Raw genomic sequence first — 18612 nt, forward strand, 5'->3', positions numbered from 1 at the left:
GATGCGGGGTGGGCGACGCGTCATACTGGAAGGGTGACGTTGGTCGAGATGGGCATACCCGCCGTGCGATCAGGGCGCCCCTCGCTCGACGGACGCCCCGACACGCCTCTGTTGGTCGACCGTTTCGGGCGGGTCGCCCGCGATCTGCGGGTCTCGATCACCGAGAAGTGTTCGCTGCGCTGCACGTACTGCATGCCGGAGGAGGGGCTGCCGCCGATACCGAAGGACGAGCTGCTGACCGTCGACGAGATCGTGCGGCTGGTGGTGCTCGCCGTCGAACAGCTCGGCGTGCGCGAGGTCCGGTTCACCGGCGGTGAGCCGCTGATGCGCCGAGATCTGGAACAGATCATCGGGGGCTGCCACGAACGACTGCCCGGCATTCCGCTGGCCATGACCACCAACGGCGTCGGTCTCGAGCATCGCGCTCGCGGGCTCGCCGCCGCCGGGCTGGGCCGGGTGAACGTCTCGCTGGACACCGTGGACCGCAACGGTTTCGCCAAGCTCACCCGCCGTGACCGCCTCGATTCGGTGCTCGCCGGTATCCGCGCCGCCCGCGCCGCAGGCCTGGCGCCGCTCAAGGTGAACGCCGTGCTGATGCGCGAAACACTCTCCGGTGCGGCGGATCTGCTCGAGTGGTGCCTTGCCGAGGAGTGCGAGCTGCGGTTCATCGAGGAGATGCCGCTGGACGCCGACCACGAGTGGGCGCGCGCGAACATGGTGACCGCCGCCGAACTGCTCGATGTGCTCGGCGCCCGGTTCACCCTCACCGAGGCCGGTCGCTCGGACCCGTCCGCGCCCGCCGAGAAGTGGCTCGTCGACGGCGGCCCTGCCACGGTCGGCATCATCGCCACGGTGACGCGCAAGTTCTGCGACACCTGCGACCGCACCCGGCTCACCGCCGACGGCATGTTGCGCTCCTGCCTGTTCAGCGATCAGGAGTTCGATCTGCGCCAGGCCATCCGGTCCGGCGCCGACGACGCCGAACTGGCCACCATCTGGCGCGGGGCGATGTGGAACAAATGGGCGGGACACGGCATCGACGCCGAGGACTTCGTCCCGCCGGAACGCACGATGGGAGCCATCGGTGGTTGAGGTCCGGTATTTCGCCGCCATCGCGGACGCCGTCGGCAAGGACTCCGAGCGCCTCGATCTGCCCCCCGACGCCACGGTCGCGGATCTGCGCACGAGCCTCGCCGCCGCGTACGGTCCCGATCTGGACAAGATGCTCGCGGTCTGCGCCTACCTGATCGGCGACGAACTCACTCGTGACCCGTCCGTGGCGCTCAGTGGCCGCGTCGACGTGCTTCCGCCGTTCGCGGGGGGATAAGCGAACCTCCGCATTCGCTCCGGCCATGCGCGGGGCTGTCGACGGACTCGTCCGCCAGCGCTCCTGAGGCGTACTTCGCAGCGGCCCTGCGCAGTCCGCGGACGGACTCCGTCCGACAAGCGCCGACCGGGGCCGTGTCCCGCTACAGTCGAGCCGTGGTGCAGAGCAAGGCGAGCGATGTGGACGGCTACCTGGCCGAAGTGCCGGAGGCCCGCCGCGCGGCGGCGACCCGCCTGCGCGAGCTGTGCCGTACGGAACTGACCGGCTTCACCGAGGTCATGGCCTACGGCATGCCCTGCTACGAACGCGACGGCGTAGGCGAGATCGCGTTCGCCAACCAGAAGCAGTACATCTCCTTCTATCTACTGCGCACCGACGTGCGCGCGGCGTTCGCCGAGCGGCTGGCGGGCCACGACATGGGCAAGGGCTGCCTGCGTTTCCGCAAGCCGGAGCTGATCGACTTCGATCTGGTCCGCGACCTGCTGCGGGCGACGGCGGTCCCGGAGGGCGGGCTCGTCCGCTGAACGCGCCGAAATATTTCGCCGCGGCGATGTAGAGAAACCGGCGCGCCGTTCGTCGTCCGAGTAGAGAAGGGGTATCGGGCCCCTCGACACGAGGAAGGATGACGCGATGCACTATCTGGCGACATTGGCGGGACGCGAGGATACGGGCGTCGACCCGGGAACACCGGAGTTCGACGCCGAGGTGGCGAAGTACGCGGCGTTCGAGGAGCGCGCGGCCGACGCGGTGGCGGGCGGGGCCGCGTTGTTCCCCTCCGCCGACGCGATGCACGTCCGGCGTGCGGGCGGGCGGACTCTGGTCACCGACGGCCCGTTCGCCGAGCAGGCCGAGGTCGTCGGCGGGTTCTATGTGTTCGACGCGCCCGATCTGGACGCGGCGATCGAGCTCGCGCGCCGGCTGCCCGCCGCCGAGGACGGCACGATCGAGCTGCGGCCGATGGTCATGTGGTCGCCGCACGAGACGCCACGCGGAGACTGGTGGCTGGCGCTGCTGTGGGAGGCGCCGGACGCGGTGATCGCGCCGGGCACGCCCGAGTGGGACGCGGCGGTGGCCGAGCACGAACGGTTCGGCGCGAAGTACGCCGCCGCCGTCCGGGGCGGCGGCGCTTTGCAACCGCCGTCGTCGGCGACCACGCTTCGGGTCCGCGACGGCGAATTGCTGCTCACCGACGGGCCCTTCCCGGAATTCGCGGAGGTGGTCGACGGCCTCTACCTGTTCGCCGCGGCGAGCCGGGCGGAGGCGGCGGAGATAGCGGCCGCGATTCCGCTCGGCGAGCATGGGCGCACCGAGGTGCGTCGAGTCGTCGACCTGGGCGACTGACGGTGACCACCGGCCCGGCGGGAATCGACGCCGTCTATCGCGCCGAGTTCGGCCGGGCCGTCGCCACCGTGGCCGGGATGGTCGGCGACATCGCCCTCGCCGAGGACGCGGTGCAGGAGGCGTTCGCGGACGCGCTGCGCACGTGGCCCGAGCGCGGCGCGCCCGCGAACCCGGGCGCCTGGATCACCACCGCGGCCCGGCATCGGGCCCTGGACCGGCTGCGGCGCGAGTCGGCCAGGGCGGTAAAGGAATACGACGCCGTCGTGGCGCGGGCGCCGATCGAGGAGGCCGAGGTGTCGCCGGTGGCGGACGACCAGCTGCGGATGATCTTCACCTGCTGCCATCCCGCGCTCTCGCCGCCGTCACAGGTCGCGCTGACGCTGCGGCTGGTGTGCGGTATGCGAACGGCGGAGATCGCCAGGGCGTTCCTGCAACCGGAACACACTGTGGCGCAACGTCTCTCCCGCGCCAAGGCGAAGATCCGGCAGGCCGGTATTCCGTTGCGGGTGCCCCCGGCGCACCTGCTGCCCGAGCGGCTGCCCGTCGTGCTGGCATGCGTGTATCTCGTGTTCACCGAAGGGTATTTCGCGACGTCCGGTCCGTCGGCCGTGCGGGACGAGCTGTGCGACGAAGCGATTCGGCTCGGTCGGCTGCTGTGCGGGTTGCTGCCGGGGGAGCCGGAGGCGCGGGCGCTGCTGGCGTTGATGCTGTTGCAGGACAGCAGGCGCGGGCAACGGCGTGCCGAAGACGACTTGATTCCGTTGGAGGAGCAGGACCGGCCGGCCTGGAATCACGCGGCCATCCGGGCCGGTTTGGCGTGTCTGGAGTCCGCGGCGGCCGACGGTGCGGGACCGTATCTGGCGCAGGCACGTATCGCCGCGGCGCACGCGACGGCCCCCAGCTGGGCCGAGACGGATTGGCACGCCATCGTCGCGAGCTACGACCAACTGCTGCGCTACTCCGCCTCGCCCGCTGTCCGGGTGAATCGAGCGGTGGCCGTGGGTTTTTCGCGCGGCTTCGGCGCCGGGCTCGCCGCGCTGGACGAGGTCGCCGATGATCCGCGCCTGGCCGGGACCCATCTGGTCCCGGCCACCCGCGCCGATCTGTTGCGCCGCGCCGGACGGCGACGCGAGGCCGCCGAGAGCTATCGCGCCGCGCTGGACCTCGCGGCCAACGAGCAGGTCCGGCGGTTCTTGGCGCGGCGGCTCGCCGAAGTCGAGGAATAGGTTCAGCGCCACCAGGTGTCGAGCGGCGTCACCGGGACGGTGCGCTTGTGCCGGGTGTTGCGGAAGATGGTCTCCACCCGCTCGGCCACCTCCGGCGTGACGTCCTTGCCCTCGAGGTAGTCGTCGATCTCGCTGTAGCGCAGGCCGAGCGCCTCCTCGTCGGGCAGCGCGGGCCGGTCGTCCTCGAGATCCGCGGTCGGCACCTTCGCCCAGACGCTGGCGGGCGCGCCGAGCTCTTGGAGCAGCGCCGCGCCTTGGCGCTTGGTGAGACCGGTCAGCGGAGTCATGTCGACGCCGCCGTCGCCGTACTTGGTGAAGAACCCGGTGACCGCCTCGGCGGCGTGGTCCGTGCCGACCACGAGCAGGTTCTCCTGCCCGGCGATGGCGTACTGGATCACCATGCGCTCGCGGGCCTTGATGTTGCCGCGCACGAAATCGGACAGCTTGCTCACCTTCAGCCCGGACGCGGTCTCGGCGGCCACCGCGTTGGCGCCGGGCCGGACGTTGACCACGACGGAACGGTCCGGTGCGACGAAGGCCATCGCGATCCTGGCGTCGGCCTCGTCGGACTGCACGCCGTAGGGGAGGCGCACCGCGACGAAGGTCGCGTCGAAGCCCTCCGCCCGCAGCTCCTCCGCGGCGAGCTGGCACAACCGTCCCGCCAGCGCGCTGTCCTGGCCGCCGCTGATGCCGAGCACGAAACCCTTTGCGGGCGTTGCGCGCAGATACTCCTTGAGGAAATCGACCCGGCGGCGCACCTCGAGCTTCGGCTCGATCGTCGGCTGGACACCCAATTCGTTGATGATCTGTTCGCGCAGACTAGCCATGGCTCCTCACTCTACTGGCGCGGCGGCCGGGACCACCCGGCGAACGAAGGCTTCCCAGTTGTCCCCGATCCGCTTCCCGTCGTATCCGAGGACGTTCAACTGGTACATCACCAGGGGCGCGGCGAGCGTGGCGAGCAGACCGTCGGCGAGCAACGGGATCTCGCCAGGCGTGCCCGCCTGCTGCAGCAACATCGCCACGTGCGTCTTGAGCAGGTTGTACGGCCTGCCCGTATAGCGATTCTCGGCCTCGCTGACCTCGGCGGCCCGGTACAGCTCGCCCTCGACCTCGATGTCGAGTATCCGGACGCGGCCGAACGCGACGAGCCGGTCCACCGGTGGCGCGCCGGGGCCGAGCGGCGGCGGCCCGAACATGAAGGCCCCTTGATACTTCTGCTCGGAGTGGTCGAGCAGCGCGTGCATCAGGCCGGAGCGGTTGCCGAAGCGGCGGAACACGGTGCCTTTGCCGACGCCGGCCCGTTTGGCGAGCTCGTCCATCGTCAGGCTGTCGACGCCGTGTTCGCGGACCAGATCCTGCGCCGCGTCCAGCAGCAGCTGTCGGTTGCGCGCCGCGTCGGCGCGCTCGGTGGGCTCGGCTATGCCCGGCAGGGAGGCGCCGATGCGCAGCAGCGGTCGCTCGCGCGGCGGCTCGGCTGCGGACGGTGTGGGGTAGTTCACAGCCCTCTCACGGTCTTGGGGGGAAGTAATCGGACCGTAGTCCGGTTAGTGTCTGGTGTCAGTCGGACACCATCTTCAGTACACCAGGGAGTTGTCATGAGCCAGACCCGCATCCTCGCTCTCGTCGGAAGCCTGCGCGCCGCCTCGATCAACCGCCAGCTCGCCGAAGCGGCCGTGCAGACCGCGCCGGACGATGTCGAGGTGACCATCTACGAGGGCCTCGCCGACATCCCGTTCTACAACGAGGACATCGACGTCCCCGGCGCCGTGCCCGCCGCGGCGCAGCGGTTGCGCGACGCGGTCGCCGCCGCCGACGGCGTTCTCCTGGTGACCCCGGAATACAACGGCACCCTCTCCGCCGTGCTGAAGAACGCCATCGACTGGGCCTCGCGGCCCTACGGCGCCGGCGCGCTGAAGGACAAGTCCGTCGCCGTCATCAGCGCCTCGATCAGCCCGAACGCGGCGCGCTGGGCGCACGGCGACGCGGTCAAGGCCATCGGCGTCGCGGGCGGCAAGGTCGTCGAGGCGGCGCACGCCCACTTCGGCGTGATCGGCGAGCGTTTCGGCGCCGCGCATCCGCGCCAGGACGCCGAAGCGCTCACCCAGCTCGGCGCGACGCTGCACGAGCTGGTGGACGCCGCGCGCGGTCAGCTGGTGTCCGCCTGAGTCGTCCGGCGTCCGACGCAGCGCCACCCCTCGGTGCCGCCCCCGCTCTCTTTCGAGGCGGGGGCGGACTTGTGTTTCCGATGTGTCGAAGTGCTGCACAAGGGGTAGACGATGCGGCGGTGACAGGTGTGACAGAAGAGTTTGCTGAGAGAGCGCTACGGTACGGAATTGTGATCTGCACCACGGTCGTGTCGGGTTGCGAATCGAGCGTCCTGGTACTTCTCCCGGTGGAATTACATCTATGCGACTCGCAACATGTCGTGTCGTTTCTTTCTGTCGGCCACTAGGTGTAGTGTCTTCGGTGCTGGAAGGCGGTGCGAGACCCACCGCGAGGAGCTATCGTCCGCAGCGGCGCTAGCAGGGGTTTCGAGACCGGATCCAGGAGTTTGCGCAGCGTACGTCGGATCACGCACTGCATACGGATCACCGGCTGTGGATCAGGCTCGCGATGTGAGCTCGGGCCCGGAGGCGGAAGCCTGCGTAACCAGGCCGCGGACATCGCGGATTAGGCACAGGAGAGAGGGACATCAATGACCGTCACCGTGTACACCAAGCCCGCTTGCGTCCAGTGCAATGCCACCTACAAGGCCCTCGACAAGGCCGGGGTGGACTACGAGGTCATCGACATCTCCGAGAACGACGAGGCGCGTGACTACGTCATGGCCCTCGGTTACCTGCAGGCTCCGGTCGTCATCGCGGGCGAGGACCACTGGTCCGGCTTCCGTCCCGACCGCATCAAGGCCCTGGCGGTCGCGGCGGCCTGATCGGCGCCACATCTTTCCTGTTCGTCCGATGCGAGAGGAGAAGCGATGTCCACGGGGACCGCGCTGGTCTACTTCTCCAGCGCCTCGGAGAACACACATCGTTTCGTCGAGAAGCTGGGACTCCCGGCCGCTCGCATACCACTGCACACCGCCGATTCGCTGCGCGTCGACGAACCCTACGTGCTGATCGTCCCCACCTACGGGGGCGGTCGGCACGTTCTGGGGGGTAACAGGTCCGACAAGGACTTCGTGCCGCGGCAGGTCGCCAAGTTCCTCAACGATCCGCACAACCGCGCCCTGCTGCGCGGCGTCATCGCGGCGGGAAACACGAACTTCGGCGATACCTATTGCTTTGCGGGAGAGGTGATCTCGCGCAAGTGCGGGGTGCCGTACCTGTATCGCTTCGAACTCATGGGAACCGCTGAGGACGTCGACCGCGTCCGAGAGGGATTGGGATTGTTTTGGCAACAGCAACGACAGCGCCTGCCGGAAAGACAGCTCGCTTAGAACAGCCCCCGGTGCGCGGCGCCGACGCCGCGGGCGAGGTACTCGACTACCACGCCCTCAACGCGATGCTGAACCTGTACGGACCGGACGGCAAGATCCAGTTCGACAAGGACCGCGAGGCCGCCCACCAGTACTTCCTGCAGCACGTCAACCAGAACACCGTCTTCTTCCACAACTTGGACGAGAAGCTGGACTACCTGGTCGACGAGAACTACTACGAGGCCGAGGTTCTCGAGCAGTACAGCAGGGCGTTCATCAAGAGCCTGTTCAAGCAGGCGTACGCGCACAAGTTCCGGTTCCCGACCTTCCTCGGCGCGTTCAAGTACTACACCTCGTACACGCTCAAGACCTTCGACGGCAAGCGCTACCTGGAGCGCTTCGAGGACCGCGTGTGCATGGTGGCGCTGACCCTGGCCGCCGGTGACGAGACCCTGGCGCGTCAGCTGGTCGACGAGATCATCGACGGCCGCTTCCAGCCGGCCACCCCGACCTTCCTCAACTCGGGCAAGAAGCAGCGCGGCGAGCCGGTGTCCTGCTTCCTGCTGCGCATCGAGGACAACATGGAGTCCATCGGGCGCTCCATCAACTCGGCGCTGCAGCTGTCCAAGCGCGGCGGCGGTGTCGCCCTGCTGCTCAGCAACATTCGCGAGCACGGCGCGCCGATCAAGAAGATCGAGAACCAGAGCTCGGGCGTCATCCCGATCATGAAGCTGCTGGAGGACTCGTTCTCCTACGCCAACCAGCTCGGCGCGCGGCAGGGCGCGGGCGCGGTGTACCTGCACGCGCACCACCCGGACATCTACCGCTTCCTGGACACCAAGCGGGAGAACGCGGACGAGAAGATCCGCATCAAGACGCTCTCGCTCGGCGTGGTGATCCCCGACATCACCTTCGAACTGGCGAAGAAGAACGAGGACATGTACCTCTTCTCGCCGTACGACGTGGAGCGCATCTACGGCAAGCCGTTCGCCGACATCGACGTCACCGAGAAGTACTACGAGATGGTCGACGACAAGCGGATCCGCAAGTCGAAGATCAAGGCGCGCGAGTTCTTCCAGACCATCGCCGAGCTGCAGTTCGAATCGGGCTACCCGTACATCATGTTCGAGGACACGGTGAACAGGGCCAACCCGATCGCGGGCAAGATCACCCACTCCAACCTGTGCTCGGAGATCCTGCAGGTCTCCACCCCGTCGGAGTTCAACGACGACCTGTCCTACAAGAAGGTCGGCAAGGACATCTCCTGCAACCTGGGTTCGCTGAACATCGCCAAGGCGATGGACTCGCCCGACTTCGCGCAGACCATCGAGGTGGCCATCCGCGCGCTGACCGCGGTGTCGGACCAGACGCACATCTACTCGGTGCCGTCGATCGAGCAGGGCAACAACGAATCCCACGCGATCGGGCTCGGGCAGATGAACCTGCACGGGTTCCTGGCCCGCGAGCGGATCCACTACGGATCCGAAGAGGGCATCGACTTCACCAACATCTACTTCTACACCGTGGTCTACCACGCGATCCGGGCGTCGAACCGGATCGCGATCGAGCGCGGCGCCTGGTTCGGCGGTTTCCCGGAGTCCAAGTACGCCAGCGGCGAGTACTTCGACAAGTACACCGACCAGGCGTGGGAGCCGAAGACCGACCGGGTGCGTCAGCTGTTCGACGACGCGGGCGTCCACATCCCGACCCAGGACGACTGGCGCGAGCTGAAGGCCTCGGTCATGAAGCACGGCATCTACAACCAGAACCTGCAGGCGGTGCCGCCGACCGGCTCGATCTCCTACATCAACCACTCCACCAGCTCCATCCACCCGGTGGCGTCGAAGATCGAGATCCGCAAGGAAGGCAAGATCGGGCGCGTCTACTACCCGGCGCCCTACATGGACAACGACAACCTCGAGTACTACGAGGACGCCTACGAGATCGGCTACGAGAAGATCATCGACACCTATGCCGCGGCCACCCAGCACGTGGACCAGGGCCTGTCGCTGACCCTCTTCTTCAAGGACACGGCCACCACCCGTGACCTGAACAAGGCGCAGATCTACGCGTGGCGCAAGGGGATCAAGACGCTGTACTACATCCGGTTGCGGCAGATGGCGCTGGAGGGAACCGAGGTCGAGGGCTGCGTGAGCTGCATGCTGTGACATTTGGCGGCGCCTGCGGCACCGCGTGTTCGCGGCCTTTATGTCTCGGACGAGCGATCGAGACTCGCGCCTTCGGCGCATGCGCTTCGATCGCTCGTCCGCGAGACGGCCGCGAACGGTCGCTCGTCGGGCTCGCTCCGTGGTGGGAGAGCGGGCGCGTGAGTTGCGGCTCGGTTCAGGCGCCTGTCAGCGTCAGGACAGCGCCGGGATGACCTCGCGCTCGAAGAGCTCGATGCCCGAGGTGTCGTAGGCGGCTTCGGGGAAGTTCAGGATCACGTAGCCCAAGCCGAGATCGCGGACCTTGGAGAGGTTTTCGACTATCTGTTCCGGGGTGCCGACGGCGGCGGTGCCGCGGAACAAGTCGTCGACTTGCTTGGCGGCCTGTTCGGCGCCCACGAACGGCGCCAGCCGATCACTCAGGGCGGCGAGGCGGTCTTCCACCTCGGCCTCGGTGGCGCCGATCGCGACATTGAAGTTCGAGGAGCGGACGATGGCGTCGAAATCGGTGCCGACCTCGGCGCAGTGTCCGCGCAGGATCTCCGATTTGCGCGCGAACTCGTCGGGGTTGCCGCTGAAGTTGGTGTAGTTCGCGTACTTCGCCGCGATGCGCAGCGTCTTCTGCTCGCCGCCGCCCGCGATCCACAGCGGAATCCCGCCCTCCTGCAACGGAAGCGGACGGACTATCGCGCCGTCGACCTGGTAGTGCTTGCCGTCCAGGGTGGCCTTGCCCTCCGTCCACGCCTGCCGGAAAATCTGCACGCCCTCGTCGAGGCGGCCCAGGCGCACACCCGCGGAGGGGAAGCCGTAGCCGTAGGCGCGCCACTCGTGCTCGTACCAGCCGCCGCCGATGCCCATCTCCACCCGGCCGCCCGAGATCACGTCCACCGTCGCGGCGACCTTCGCCAGGTAGGCCGGATTGCGGTAGCTGATCGCGGTACACATCTGACCGAGCCGTACCCGCGAAGTGGTCGCCGCGAACGCCGACATCAACGTCCACGCCTCGTGCGTGGCCTCTTCGGTGGGGACCGGGACCGTGTGGAAGTGGTCGTACACCCAGATCGACTCCCACGCGTCGTTCGCGTCGGCGCGCTGCGCCAGATCCCGCATCACCTCCCACTGCGCGGCGGGCTCGATCCCCACCAGATCCAACCGCCACCCCTGCGGGACGAACAATCCGAAGCGCACAGACTTCTCCTTCGCATATCCGAGCGAAACCCGTCCCGCCCATCCTGCCGCGAACCCACCCCACCCTGCCCACCGTCCACCCCGACATCAACCATTCCACGCACCCCGCGCCGAACTCCCCGACCGGGCCAGCCGGAGACGCGCGTGATCTCGGCGCGCGCCCGAACGGCTCAGTCGGTCTGCTTGGGATGGCCGGAGCGGGCCAGCACCACCCACACGATTCGTCGTTCCAGGGCAGTACCAGATGCGGCCGCTCGCGGTCACTTCGTACTGCCACTGCTCCAGTGTTCGACCGGCGATGACGCGGGTGGTGCGACTCGGTCACCTCGTTTCGCGCCCATTCATTCCCCCACCGGTTCGGATACCGGTCCGAAATCGTCGTCGAGTGGGCCGGAGAGTTCGCGGGCGAGCGTGGGGTCGGCGTAAATCGCCGCGGTGCTTCGCCATTCGTGCACGGTGCGCTCGAGTACCGACCATTCGCCGAGTTCGGCCGAAGCCTGGAAGGCGCGCGCGAAATCGGCGACGAACCGGGCCTGGGCGTCCGCGGGCAGGACGTCTACCCAAGGGAACTCGTCGATCAGGGCGCGGGCGGCGACATCGTAGGGGAGGTGAACCAGCACGTTGCGCAGGGCGCGTGCGGCCGTGATCGACCCCTCCGACTCCGACTGCGCGCGATCCTCGCGGATCAGCAGCAGCGGAGCGCCGTCGCGGCGTCGGACGCGAACGGCTCCCTGATCGGCGAGTTGCGCCACCTGCTTGGGGTCGCGTTGTAGCTCGCTCCACTGCACCTCGGTAACCATGGCACTATTCTGAATTTTTTCAGAAGTCTGTGCAAGTGGCACGGCTACCTGGGGAGGAGGCCGAGGGTGGCTAGTTCGCCGGTGAGGTCGGTGGGGGAGGAGGTTACGGTGCGGGCGCCTGCGGTGCGGGCTCGGTCGCTGGTGTCGCCGCAGACGGTGTGGGCGCTGGTGAAGACGAGGATGGGGGTGGTGAGGCCGCGGGCGCGGACGGTTTCGGTGAGGCGCAGGCCCGCGTCGGGGACGGCGGTTCCGTTCTCGGTGCGGTTCATGTCGGTGAGGATCGCGGCATAGCGGCGGGTGGACAGCAGGTCGGTCGCGGCCGCGGTGGTGCGGGCGGTGTCGACGCGAATTCCGTTGCGTTCCAAGCGGTCGATGAGGAAGGCGTTGTTCGAAGGGTGGTCGTCCACCCACAGGATCGCGCTTGCCACAGGTGTTTCCGGAAGGGGGCCCGGTGGCGGGGCCGCGCCGAAGGCCGGGCCGAGGTCCGCGGAGTTGTCGACGTCCGCAGCGGCGCCGGATCGGATGTCGTCGTGGCCCGAAGCGCCGGCTCGGCCCGAGCCGGGACCGAGCGCACGGTCGGCGGTCAGCTGATCGACCTGCTCGCGCAGCCTGCGGACCTGGACCTGCAGGTCCTCGATCATGTTCTCCTGCTGCTCGCTGACCTGCTTCATGTCCAGCTCTTGCCCGCCGATGCGCAACGTGAACTGCCTGCGCGCCGCCGAACTGATCACCCGCGCCAACGGACCGCGAAACATACACAGAGCGGCCGCCGCGAGCAACGGCCACAGCAGCGCCGCGACAGCATCGATCGTCTCGTTCACAGCTCCCCCTTGTTGCGTGTCCCCAACGAGCACAACGTTTTTCGCCAGAACCGCGCCCGACTATAGGGTGCCCCCGCATCCACCACAACCGGTCGACGGGCGAATACCACTGTCCACCGCGCGGAAATTCGGCCTACGATTCGAAGAGGGGCCGATTTGTGGGAGGTGCGCATGTCGCAGACATCGATCGATGTGGATGATGCCGCCCTGGCGGTGGTCGGTGTGCTGCTCGGCACGACGAACACCGAGGACACGGTGAACGCGGCACTGCACGAGGTGATCGCGCAACGCAAGCGGCTGGCCATGCTGGAGCGGATGATGATCCGTTCCCGCGAGAAGGTCGACCAGGCGCCGGACCCGTGGCGCAAGACCGCCTCTTGGTAGCCGATAACGTGCGAAAGCCCAGCGCTGTAACGAAATTCGGTGGCCGGGCCGCGCGGCCGCGGTCGTGCTTGGTGCGATGAACAACGAACGACAGTATCGACTCGGCGTGGACTTCGGCCGGGTCATCCAGGGCGCCGCGCTGCCCTCCGGTGACGCCGACACCGTCTTCCTCGGCGGCGACGACGCGGACGCCATGCGAACTCCACCGAGCCCCAACGCTTTCGAGGTGCTCGCGCGCTTGGTCGCGCTGTTCGAGGGGCGCGCCTGGATCATCTCCAAATGCGGTCCGCGCGTGGAGCAGCGCACCCAGCGGTGGCTCGACCATCACGATTTCTACGAGCGCACCGGAATTCCGCGCGGCAACCTCCGCTTCTGCCGGGAACGCGCCGACAAGGCGATTCACTGCGCCGAACTCGGCATCACGCACATGATCGACGACCGCCTCGACGTGCACCGGGCGCTGCGCGGTCTGGTGCCGCATCTGTACCTTTTCGGCGTGCAAACCGAGCCGATCCCGGACTGGGTCGAACACGTGCCGACCTGGGCGGAAACGGAAACCGCTGTGGTGGCCTCGATCACGCCGCGACCCGCGGAAAGGTGACGACACGCCGCTCGCCGTGAAACATGGGGTTGAAACATGTATCCTTCACGAGGACGCAATCGCGTTCGAATTCTGTTGACCAGGTAGACGGCGCGCGACCGGTCGGTCGCCGCGGGGACGATCAGGAGGTGGGTTGCCATGCGCAGTGAACCTCCCAGTCGAAGGCCGCGCGGCGCCGCCCCTTCGCATACCTGGTAGGTCTGCGTCGCCCGGGTGGGCGCCTCGCGGTGTGAAACTTCGTGCACTTTTCACCCCACGCTGTGCTGAGGACCTCCCATGTCGCAGATCGATCTCATCGAAGCACGCCCGGTTCCGACCGAATCCCTGCCGGACTTCGTCGCCGAGCACGGTGTCGACGCCGCCCTCGACTGGCTCGACAACCACCCACCGCACTTCATCGCCGACCAGCTGGCCAGGATGGACGCCGTCCAGGCGGGCATGGCCTTCCGGCTGCTGGACAAGGACTTGGCGCTGGCCGTCTTCGAGGAGCTCGATCCGGTCGACCAGCAGCAGATCCTGCAGGGCCTGCGCGATCAGAGCTTCCGCGAGCTGGTCGAGGGCATGGCCCCGGACGACCGTGCGCGCATGCTGCGCGAGGCGCCCGCCAAGGTCGCCAAGAAGGTCCTCGCCGGTCTGAGCCCGCGCGAGCGGCGGATGACCGCCGCCCTGCTCGGCTATCCCGAGGGCTCCGCAGGTCAGTACATGACGCCCGAGGTGGTCGCGTTGCCGCGCAACCTGACCGTCGCGGAGGCGCTGGCCGTGGTGCGTGCCAAGGGCACGGGCGCGGAAACGGTGTACACGCTGCCCGTCGTCGACGCAGGCCGTCGGCTCACCGGCATCGTCGAGCTGCGCGAACTGGTGCTGGCCCGGCCCGACACCATGGTGTCCGAACTCGTCGTCACCGAACCCGCGTTCGCCCGCGCGACCGACTCCGCCGAGAAGGCCGCCCGCTTGATGCGCGAGACCAACGACATCAACCTGCCGGTGGTGGACAGCGAGGACCGCCTCGTCGGTCTGCTCACCATCGACGACGCGGTGGAGGTCATCGAGGCCGCCGACAGCGAGGACGTCGCCCGCCAGGCCGGTTCCGCGCCGTGGGAGGGCCACTACATGGCGGCGGGCGTCTTCCAGCTGGCCCGCTACCGCGCGCTGTGGCTGATGCTGCTGCTCTTCGCGGCGACGCTCACGGTGAGCGTCACCGATTTCTTCGAGGGCACCCTGGAGCAGGCCGCGCACCTCGCGCTGTTCATTCCGCTGCTGATCGGCGCGGGCGGCAACGCGGGCGCCCAGGCGGCCACCGCGTGTGTGCGCGCACTCGCCGTCGGCGAGGTGCGGGTCTCGGACCTGTTCAAGGTGATCTGGCGCGAATGCCGGGTCGGGCTGGTGCTCGGATCCCTTTTGGCCAGTGCGGGTTTGGTGATCGGCGGGCTGTTCGTCGGTCCGCGCATCGCGGTGGTGGTAGCGATCACCCTGGTGCTGATCTGCGCGTGGGCCGCCACCATAGGGGGCACCATGCCGTTGCTGGCCAAGAAACTGCGCATCGACCCCGCGGTGGTGTCGGCGCCGATGGTGACGACGCTGGTGGACGCCACCGGTCTGATCATCTACTTCACGACGGCGAAGCTGGTCCTCGGGATCTGACCCGTCACCGCTCGGGGAACAGGGCGAGCACCTGAGCCATGACCTCACCGGCCACGCCGTCGGAAGCCGAGGTGACCTCGACGACGGGAACACGAGGACCGTGGGCGGTCCTGCCAGGGGGCAGCGCGGGGCCGACTTGGGCGGTGAGGATCGGAATGGTGTTGTCGTACACCGAGACCGAGCGACGGACGGGGTGGCCATCGATGCGCACCTCGGTGCCCTGCGTGGCGAGATAGTCGGGAATCCGGTACTCGTAGCCGACGGTGACGTTCTCGTCCCGATAGCGGAACCGGCACGCGGTCAGGCGCGGTTCGCCGATATCGGTGGTGCCGGACAGCCGGGTGCGCACCGCGCAGGGGTCGGCGCCGAGCAGGACGGTGCGCACGGTGTCGGGTGACGTGCCCTGGACCGGCCCCGCACGCCACCGGTCCAGCATCCCCGGGGTGAGCTGCTCGGCGAGTGCGCAGGGATCGTTCGCCGTGACGCCGAAATAGAGGGCGGCGCCCGCCGGGAATCGGGAGGTTATCCCGCACGCTTTCGCCGGACCGGTCTCGCGGTCGGGGACGACGCGCGCGCTCACGTCGCCGATCTGCTTGGTCGCGCCGGTCACCTCGTCCAGGAGCGTCGGTGACCAGTACGCGATGACGACGTCCGCCCCGTCGCGCTCGACCTCGGCGGTGCAGGAGTACAGGTCGGTCGTCACCTTGCGCACCTTGCCCAGATCGGCGAGGACGTCGCGGGGGAGCAGAGCGCACACGTCGATCTGACGGGCGCCCGCGGCGACCTCCTGCCGTTGCTCTTCGGTGTGCGGGGGCTGCGACCAGAATTCCGGCGGGTGCGCGGGCGGGACGGTAGCGGCTTCCTCGCTCGACTCGCCGCCGCAGCCCGCCGCGACGAGCAGCGCGGCAGCGGTCAGGACGAGTATGCGGTGCATCGGATCCTCCGTCCGCGATGGCCGTGCCCGATCGAGTGCTCGCCTCTCGAGTCTGCCGTTCGAGCAACCCCCGCGCAAACACCACCGTCGTCACCGGAACAGGGCACACGCTTGACTCGTCACCTTCGGGGCGACCTCGTCGGTGTCCGCGTGGACGTCGAGGACGGGATCCGCCGTGGCCGATTCAGTCGAAGAGCGAAAGTGCTTGTCGCGAGACTTCTTTATCCGCGGAGGAAGCTTTACCCGGCGGCTCGCGGTACTCGCGACCGGGGAACGGCATCGCGTCAGGCGGGCGGGAACAGTGCGGTCGCCCGGCGCAAGACCTCCTCCACCACCGCCCCGTCGCGGCCGAACACGTTGACGACCGGGAGCTTCGGTCCCAGAAAGGACTCGGGCTTGGACGACGGCACCGGCGGGCCGACTATCGAGTTGTACGAACGAAACTCGTCGTTGCTCGGATCGCCGTACGCGGGATGTCCGTTGACGGTGAAGATCGGTTCGCCCTCGGCGATCAGCCGCTCCTGGTCATAGGTGTACTGAACTTCGATGTCATCGCCGCGGTACGGGAACGAGCACTTCCATTCGCGCTGATCCGTCACCACCAGAGGGACCCCGAGGTCGTTCGCGACCGCGCAGGGGTCGCTGCCGAGCAGGACGGTCCGCGGGGTGTCCGGTGAGGTGCCGTGCGTGGGCTCCTCGTCGAGCTGGGCCAGAACCGTCGGCAGGACCGCTTCGGCGACCGGGCACGGTTCGGTGCCCAGCGGGGTCGTGACGAACATCATCACGGCCGCGGTCGAAGGGAAGCTCGCGCTCGCGGTGCAATTGCGCTGGACCAGCTTGCCCTGGAGATCCGGGTTGGTGTCGAGGTCGCTCACCGTGCCGATCGTCACGGCGCCGATGTGTGTTGTGCGACCACGCTCCGGCTGTGCGATGCCCTTCAGTGCGACGCCGAGCGACCAGCTCAGCACGGTTCCCTTCCCGGGGTCGGTCGGGCCCATCCGCGCTTCGCACCAGTTGGGCCTGCGGACATCCACCGAGTTCACGGTCTCGATCTTCGCCAGTTCGCTGCGTGGGACGAGCGCGCACGGGTCGATCGCGCGAAGCTTGCGCAGCAGTTCCCAACGCTGCTCGTCGGTCTGCGGGGCGGTGGACCAGTATCCGTTGGAACCGGCGGGCGTGGGTGGTAGGTCGTCTTGACAGGACGTGAGACCCAGCAGGACAGCAACGGCCGCGGCGACCATCGCGAATCTGCGTAGCACAGTTACCCCCCTTGTGCGGCGCGCCGAGTGCGCGCGTTCTCGGGCAGCAGTCTGCCCGCTCGTCGGCGCGCGTCGCAACCGGCCAGGATGGGTGGCGCCAGGTGATGGGTGAGCGTCCCGGGCATGCATGCCGCGTCGCCCGGCAGGGTCGACTCCGCGTGGGTCGGTTCGAGTCCCGGCAAACGACCGCCGATGGGGGGACCACGGACCCGTCGCGGGGCGAGGTCCTCCGGTCGACCGCTGGCGGTAGCTAACTGCTGGCGATCGATGGCCAGTGCCCGAGGACCGCTGCGGCCGCGCGCGGACGGGTACCGCACAATGGGTGCCGCGCGCGGTGGTCTCACGGCGAAACGATCGTCCGTGACGTGCGCCGCAGCGACACAAGGTGTTGTGCTGCATGGAGTTCTGAGCCACTAGGAGTAGTGTTCGGTGGGAGGAACTCTGTGACGGCAGCGTGCTCGGGAAAGGTGTGGAGGCAGGATGAAGCTGATCGATCGGGTAAGCGCCATCAACTGGAATCGGGTGCCCGATGAGAAGGATGCCGAGGTCTGGGACCGGCTGACCGGCAACTTCTGGCTGCCGGAGAAGGTTCCGGTGTCCAACGACATCCCCTCGTGGAACACGCTGACCGCCGACGAGAAGCAGCTGACCATGCGGGTCTTCACCGGCCTGACCCTGCTCGACACCATCCAGGGCACTGTCGGCGCGGTGAGCCTCATCCCGGACGCGCTGACCCCGCACGAGGAGGCGGTGCTCACCAACATCGCGTTCATGGAGTCGGTGCACGCCAAGAGCTACAGCTCCATCTTCTCCACGCTGTGCTCCACCAAGGAGATCGACGAGGCGTTCCGCTGGTCCGAGGAGAACCGGAACCTGCAGCGCAAGGCCGAGATCGTGCTTGCCTACTACAACGGCGACGATCCGCTCAAGCGCAAGGTGGCGTCCACGCTGCTGGAGAGCTTCCTGTTCTACTCCGGCTTCTACCTGCCGATGCACTGGTCCTCGCGGGCCAAGCTGACCAACACCGCCGACATGATCCGCCTGATCATCCGCGACGAGGCCGTGCACGGGTACTACATCGGCTACAAGTACCAGAAGGGCCTCGAGCTGGTCTCCGAGGCCGAGCGCGAGGAGCTGAAGAACTACACCTTCGAGCTGCTCTTCGAGCTCTACGACAACGAGGTCGAATACACCCAGGACCTCTACGACGAGGTCGGCCTCACCGAGGACGTCAAGAAGTTCCTGCGCTACAACGCCAACAAGGCGCTGATGAACCTCGGCTACGAGGGGCTGTTCCCGAAGGACGAGACCGAGGTGAATCCGGCCATCCTCTCGGCGCTTTCGCCGAACGCCGACGAGAACCACGACTTCTTCTCCGGTTCCGGATCGTCGTACGTGATCGGCAAGGCGGTCAACACCGAGGACGAGGACTGGGAGTTCTGATCCACCGTTCTTGAGCCGGGGCCCCGCCGATGCGGGGCCCCGCGTCGTTTCCGGGTTCGCAGGG

At 67.9% G+C, this 18612-nt stretch carries 20 protein-coding genes; 13 read left to right on the plus strand and 7 right to left on the minus strand.

Going from position 1 to position 18612, the window contains the following annotated elements; all coding sequences use genetic code 11:
- Nucleotides 1-33 precede the first annotated feature (33 nt).
- From moaA to FB390_RS13965, 5 genes are all read left to right on the plus strand, one after another.
- Nucleotides 34-1092 (plus strand): GTP 3',8-cyclase MoaA, encoded by a 1059-nt coding sequence (gene moaA, locus FB390_RS13945; RefSeq protein WP_141809341.1) that lies wholly within the window; start codon nt 34-36, stop codon nt 1090-1092.
- Nucleotides 1085-1327, plus strand: coding sequence for a MoaD/ThiS family protein (locus FB390_RS13950; RefSeq protein WP_141809342.1), 243 nt, complete (start codon nt 1085-1087; stop codon nt 1325-1327). Before moaA ends, FB390_RS13950 begins: the two co-directional genes overlap by 8 nt.
- Nucleotides 1328-1482: 155 nt before the next feature.
- The gene (locus FB390_RS13955) at nt 1483-1851 is read left to right on the plus strand and encodes an iron chaperone (protein ID WP_141809343.1); all 369 of its coding nucleotides are present in this window, start codon (nt 1483-1485) and stop codon (nt 1849-1851) included.
- 106 nt (nt 1852-1957) lie between these two features.
- Nucleotides 1958-2668: a YciI family protein gene (locus FB390_RS13960; protein ID WP_141809344.1), complete on the plus strand. Its 711-nt coding sequence runs from the start codon at nt 1958-1960 to the stop codon at nt 2666-2668.
- Nucleotides 2669-2670: 2 nt separating this feature from the next.
- Complete coding sequence (locus FB390_RS13965; protein WP_141809345.1) at nt 2671-3894, plus strand: RNA polymerase sigma factor; 1224 nt, start codon at nt 2671-2673, stop codon at nt 3892-3894.
- A gap of 2 nt (nt 3895-3896) precedes the next feature.
- Here FB390_RS13965 and nadE read toward each other — a convergent pair whose 3' ends face one another.
- Together nadE and FB390_RS13975 are read right to left on the minus strand one after the other, a co-directional pair.
- A complete protein-coding gene (gene nadE, locus FB390_RS13970; RefSeq protein WP_141809346.1) occupies nt 3897-4721 on the minus strand; it encodes an ammonia-dependent NAD(+) synthetase in 825 nt (274 codons plus the stop codon).
- A 6-nt stretch (nt 4722-4727) separates the two neighbouring features.
- Nucleotides 4728-5396 (minus strand): TetR/AcrR family transcriptional regulator, encoded by a 669-nt coding sequence (locus FB390_RS13975; RefSeq protein WP_141809347.1) that lies wholly within the window; start codon nt 5394-5396, stop codon nt 4728-4730.
- Nucleotides 5397-5492: 96 nt separating this feature from the next.
- Here FB390_RS13975 and FB390_RS13980 point away from each other — a divergent pair, with 96 nt between their 5' ends.
- The 4 genes from FB390_RS13980 to nrdE all read left to right on the plus strand — a co-directional run bounded on the left by FB390_RS13980 (nt 5493) and on the right by nrdE (nt 9480).
- The gene (locus FB390_RS13980; RefSeq protein WP_141809348.1) at nt 5493-6062 is read left to right on the plus strand and encodes an NAD(P)H-dependent oxidoreductase; all 570 of its coding nucleotides are present in this window, start codon (nt 5493-5495) and stop codon (nt 6060-6062) included.
- A gap of 530 nt (nt 6063-6592) precedes the next feature.
- Nucleotides 6593-6826 carry a glutaredoxin-like protein NrdH gene (gene nrdH / locus FB390_RS13985; protein WP_141809349.1) on the plus strand — a complete coding sequence of 78 codons (234 nt, stop codon included), beginning with the start codon at nt 6593-6595 and terminating at the stop codon, nt 6824-6826.
- Between the two features lie 45 nt (nt 6827-6871).
- The gene (gene nrdI / locus FB390_RS13990; RefSeq protein ID WP_141809350.1) at nt 6872-7333 is read left to right on the plus strand and encodes a class Ib ribonucleoside-diphosphate reductase assembly flavoprotein NrdI; all 462 of its coding nucleotides are present in this window, start codon (nt 6872-6874) and stop codon (nt 7331-7333) included.
- Between the two features lie 65 nt (nt 7334-7398).
- On the plus strand, nt 7399-9480 hold the full coding sequence (gene nrdE, locus FB390_RS13995) for a class 1b ribonucleoside-diphosphate reductase subunit alpha (RefSeq protein ID WP_246124287.1): 2082 nt from the start codon (nt 7399-7401) through the stop codon (nt 9478-9480).
- Nucleotides 9481-9672: 192 nt separating this feature from the next.
- Here nrdE and FB390_RS14000 read toward each other — a convergent pair whose 3' ends face one another.
- The 3 genes from FB390_RS14000 to FB390_RS14010 all read right to left on the minus strand — a co-directional run bounded on the left by FB390_RS14000 (nt 9673) and on the right by FB390_RS14010 (nt 12286).
- On the minus strand, nt 9673-10665 hold the full coding sequence (locus FB390_RS14000; protein ID WP_141809352.1) for an LLM class F420-dependent oxidoreductase: 993 nt from the start codon (nt 10663-10665) through the stop codon (nt 9673-9675).
- 341 nt (nt 10666-11006) lie between these two features.
- Nucleotides 11007-11465, minus strand: coding sequence for a hypothetical protein (locus FB390_RS14005; protein WP_141809353.1), 459 nt, complete (start codon nt 11463-11465; stop codon nt 11007-11009).
- A gap of 44 nt (nt 11466-11509) precedes the next feature.
- Entirely contained in the window at nt 11510-12286 is a 777-nt protein-coding gene (locus FB390_RS14010; protein ID WP_141809354.1) for a response regulator, read from the minus strand.
- A gap of 171 nt (nt 12287-12457) precedes the next feature.
- On the opposite strand from FB390_RS14010, the gene FB390_RS14015 reads away from it, so the two are divergent.
- The 3 genes from FB390_RS14015 (at nt 12458) to mgtE (ending at nt 14912) form a co-directional block, all read left to right on the plus strand.
- Complete coding sequence (locus tag FB390_RS14015; protein WP_141809355.1) at nt 12458-12670, plus strand: type II toxin-antitoxin system VapB family antitoxin; 213 nt, start codon at nt 12458-12460, stop codon at nt 12668-12670.
- Nucleotides 12671-12746: 76 nt separating this feature from the next.
- Nucleotides 12747-13271, plus strand: coding sequence for a hypothetical protein (locus FB390_RS14020; RefSeq protein ID WP_141809356.1), 525 nt, complete (start codon nt 12747-12749; stop codon nt 13269-13271).
- A gap of 276 nt (nt 13272-13547) precedes the next feature.
- Entirely contained in the window at nt 13548-14912 is a 1365-nt protein-coding gene (gene mgtE / locus FB390_RS14025; RefSeq protein ID WP_141809357.1) for a magnesium transporter, read from the plus strand.
- Nucleotides 14913-14916: 4 nt separating this feature from the next.
- Here mgtE and FB390_RS14030 read toward each other — a convergent pair whose 3' ends face one another.
- Nucleotides 14917-15846: a peptidase gene (locus tag FB390_RS14030; protein WP_141809358.1), complete on the minus strand. Its 930-nt coding sequence runs from the start codon at nt 15844-15846 to the stop codon at nt 14917-14919.
- A 284-nt stretch (nt 15847-16130) separates the two neighbouring features.
- Nucleotides 16131-17105 carry a hypothetical protein gene (locus FB390_RS14035; protein ID WP_141809359.1) on the minus strand — a complete coding sequence of 325 codons (975 nt, stop codon included), beginning with the start codon at nt 17103-17105 and terminating at the stop codon, nt 16131-16133.
- 480 nt (nt 17106-17585) lie between these two features.
- On the opposite strand from FB390_RS14035, the gene nrdF reads away from it, so the two are divergent.
- The gene (gene nrdF / locus FB390_RS14040; RefSeq protein WP_141809360.1) at nt 17586-18548 is read left to right on the plus strand and encodes a class 1b ribonucleoside-diphosphate reductase subunit beta; all 963 of its coding nucleotides are present in this window, start codon (nt 17586-17588) and stop codon (nt 18546-18548) included.
- Nucleotides 18549-18612 lie beyond the last annotated feature (64 nt).

It is taken from the genome of Nocardia bhagyanarayanae, from assembly GCF_006716565.1.
Lineage (GTDB): Bacteria > Actinomycetota > Actinomycetes > Mycobacteriales > Mycobacteriaceae > Nocardia > Nocardia bhagyanarayanae.

Bases quoted from the DNA above. Each gene is read 5' to 3' on its own strand.
- FB390_RS14015 (WP_141809355.1), top strand. From the start codon at position 12,458: ATGTCGCAGACATCGATCGATGTGGATGATGCCGCCCTGGCGGTGGTC.
- mgtE (WP_141809357.1), top strand. From the start codon at position 13,548: ATGTCGCAGATCGATCTCATCGAAGCACGCCCGGTTCCGACCGAATCC.
- nrdE (WP_246124287.1), top strand. From the start codon at position 7,399: ATGCTGAACCTGTACGGACCGGACGGCAAGATCCAGTTCGACAAGGAC.
- FB390_RS14005 (WP_141809353.1), bottom strand. From the start codon at position 11,465: ATGGTTACCGAGGTGCAGTGGAGCGAGCTACAACGCGACCCCAAGCAG.
- FB390_RS13960 (WP_141809344.1), top strand. From the start codon at position 1,958: ATGCACTATCTGGCGACATTGGCGGGACGCGAGGATACGGGCGTCGAC.
- FB390_RS14030 (WP_141809358.1), bottom strand. From the start codon at position 15,846: ATGCACCGCATACTCGTCCTGACCGCTGCCGCGCTGCTCGTCGCGGCG.
- nadE (WP_141809346.1), bottom strand. From the start codon at position 4,721: ATGGCTAGTCTGCGCGAACAGATCATCAACGAATTGGGTGTCCAGCCG.
- FB390_RS13980 (WP_141809348.1), top strand. From the start codon at position 5,493: ATGAGCCAGACCCGCATCCTCGCTCTCGTCGGAAGCCTGCGCGCCGCC.
- nrdH (WP_141809349.1), top strand. From the start codon at position 6,593: ATGACCGTCACCGTGTACACCAAGCCCGCTTGCGTCCAGTGCAATGCC.
- FB390_RS14020 (WP_141809356.1), top strand. From the start codon at position 12,747: ATGAACAACGAACGACAGTATCGACTCGGCGTGGACTTCGGCCGGGTC.
- nrdI (WP_141809350.1), top strand. From the start codon at position 6,872: ATGTCCACGGGGACCGCGCTGGTCTACTTCTCCAGCGCCTCGGAGAAC.
- nrdF (WP_141809360.1), top strand. From the start codon at position 17,586: ATGAAGCTGATCGATCGGGTAAGCGCCATCAACTGGAATCGGGTGCCC.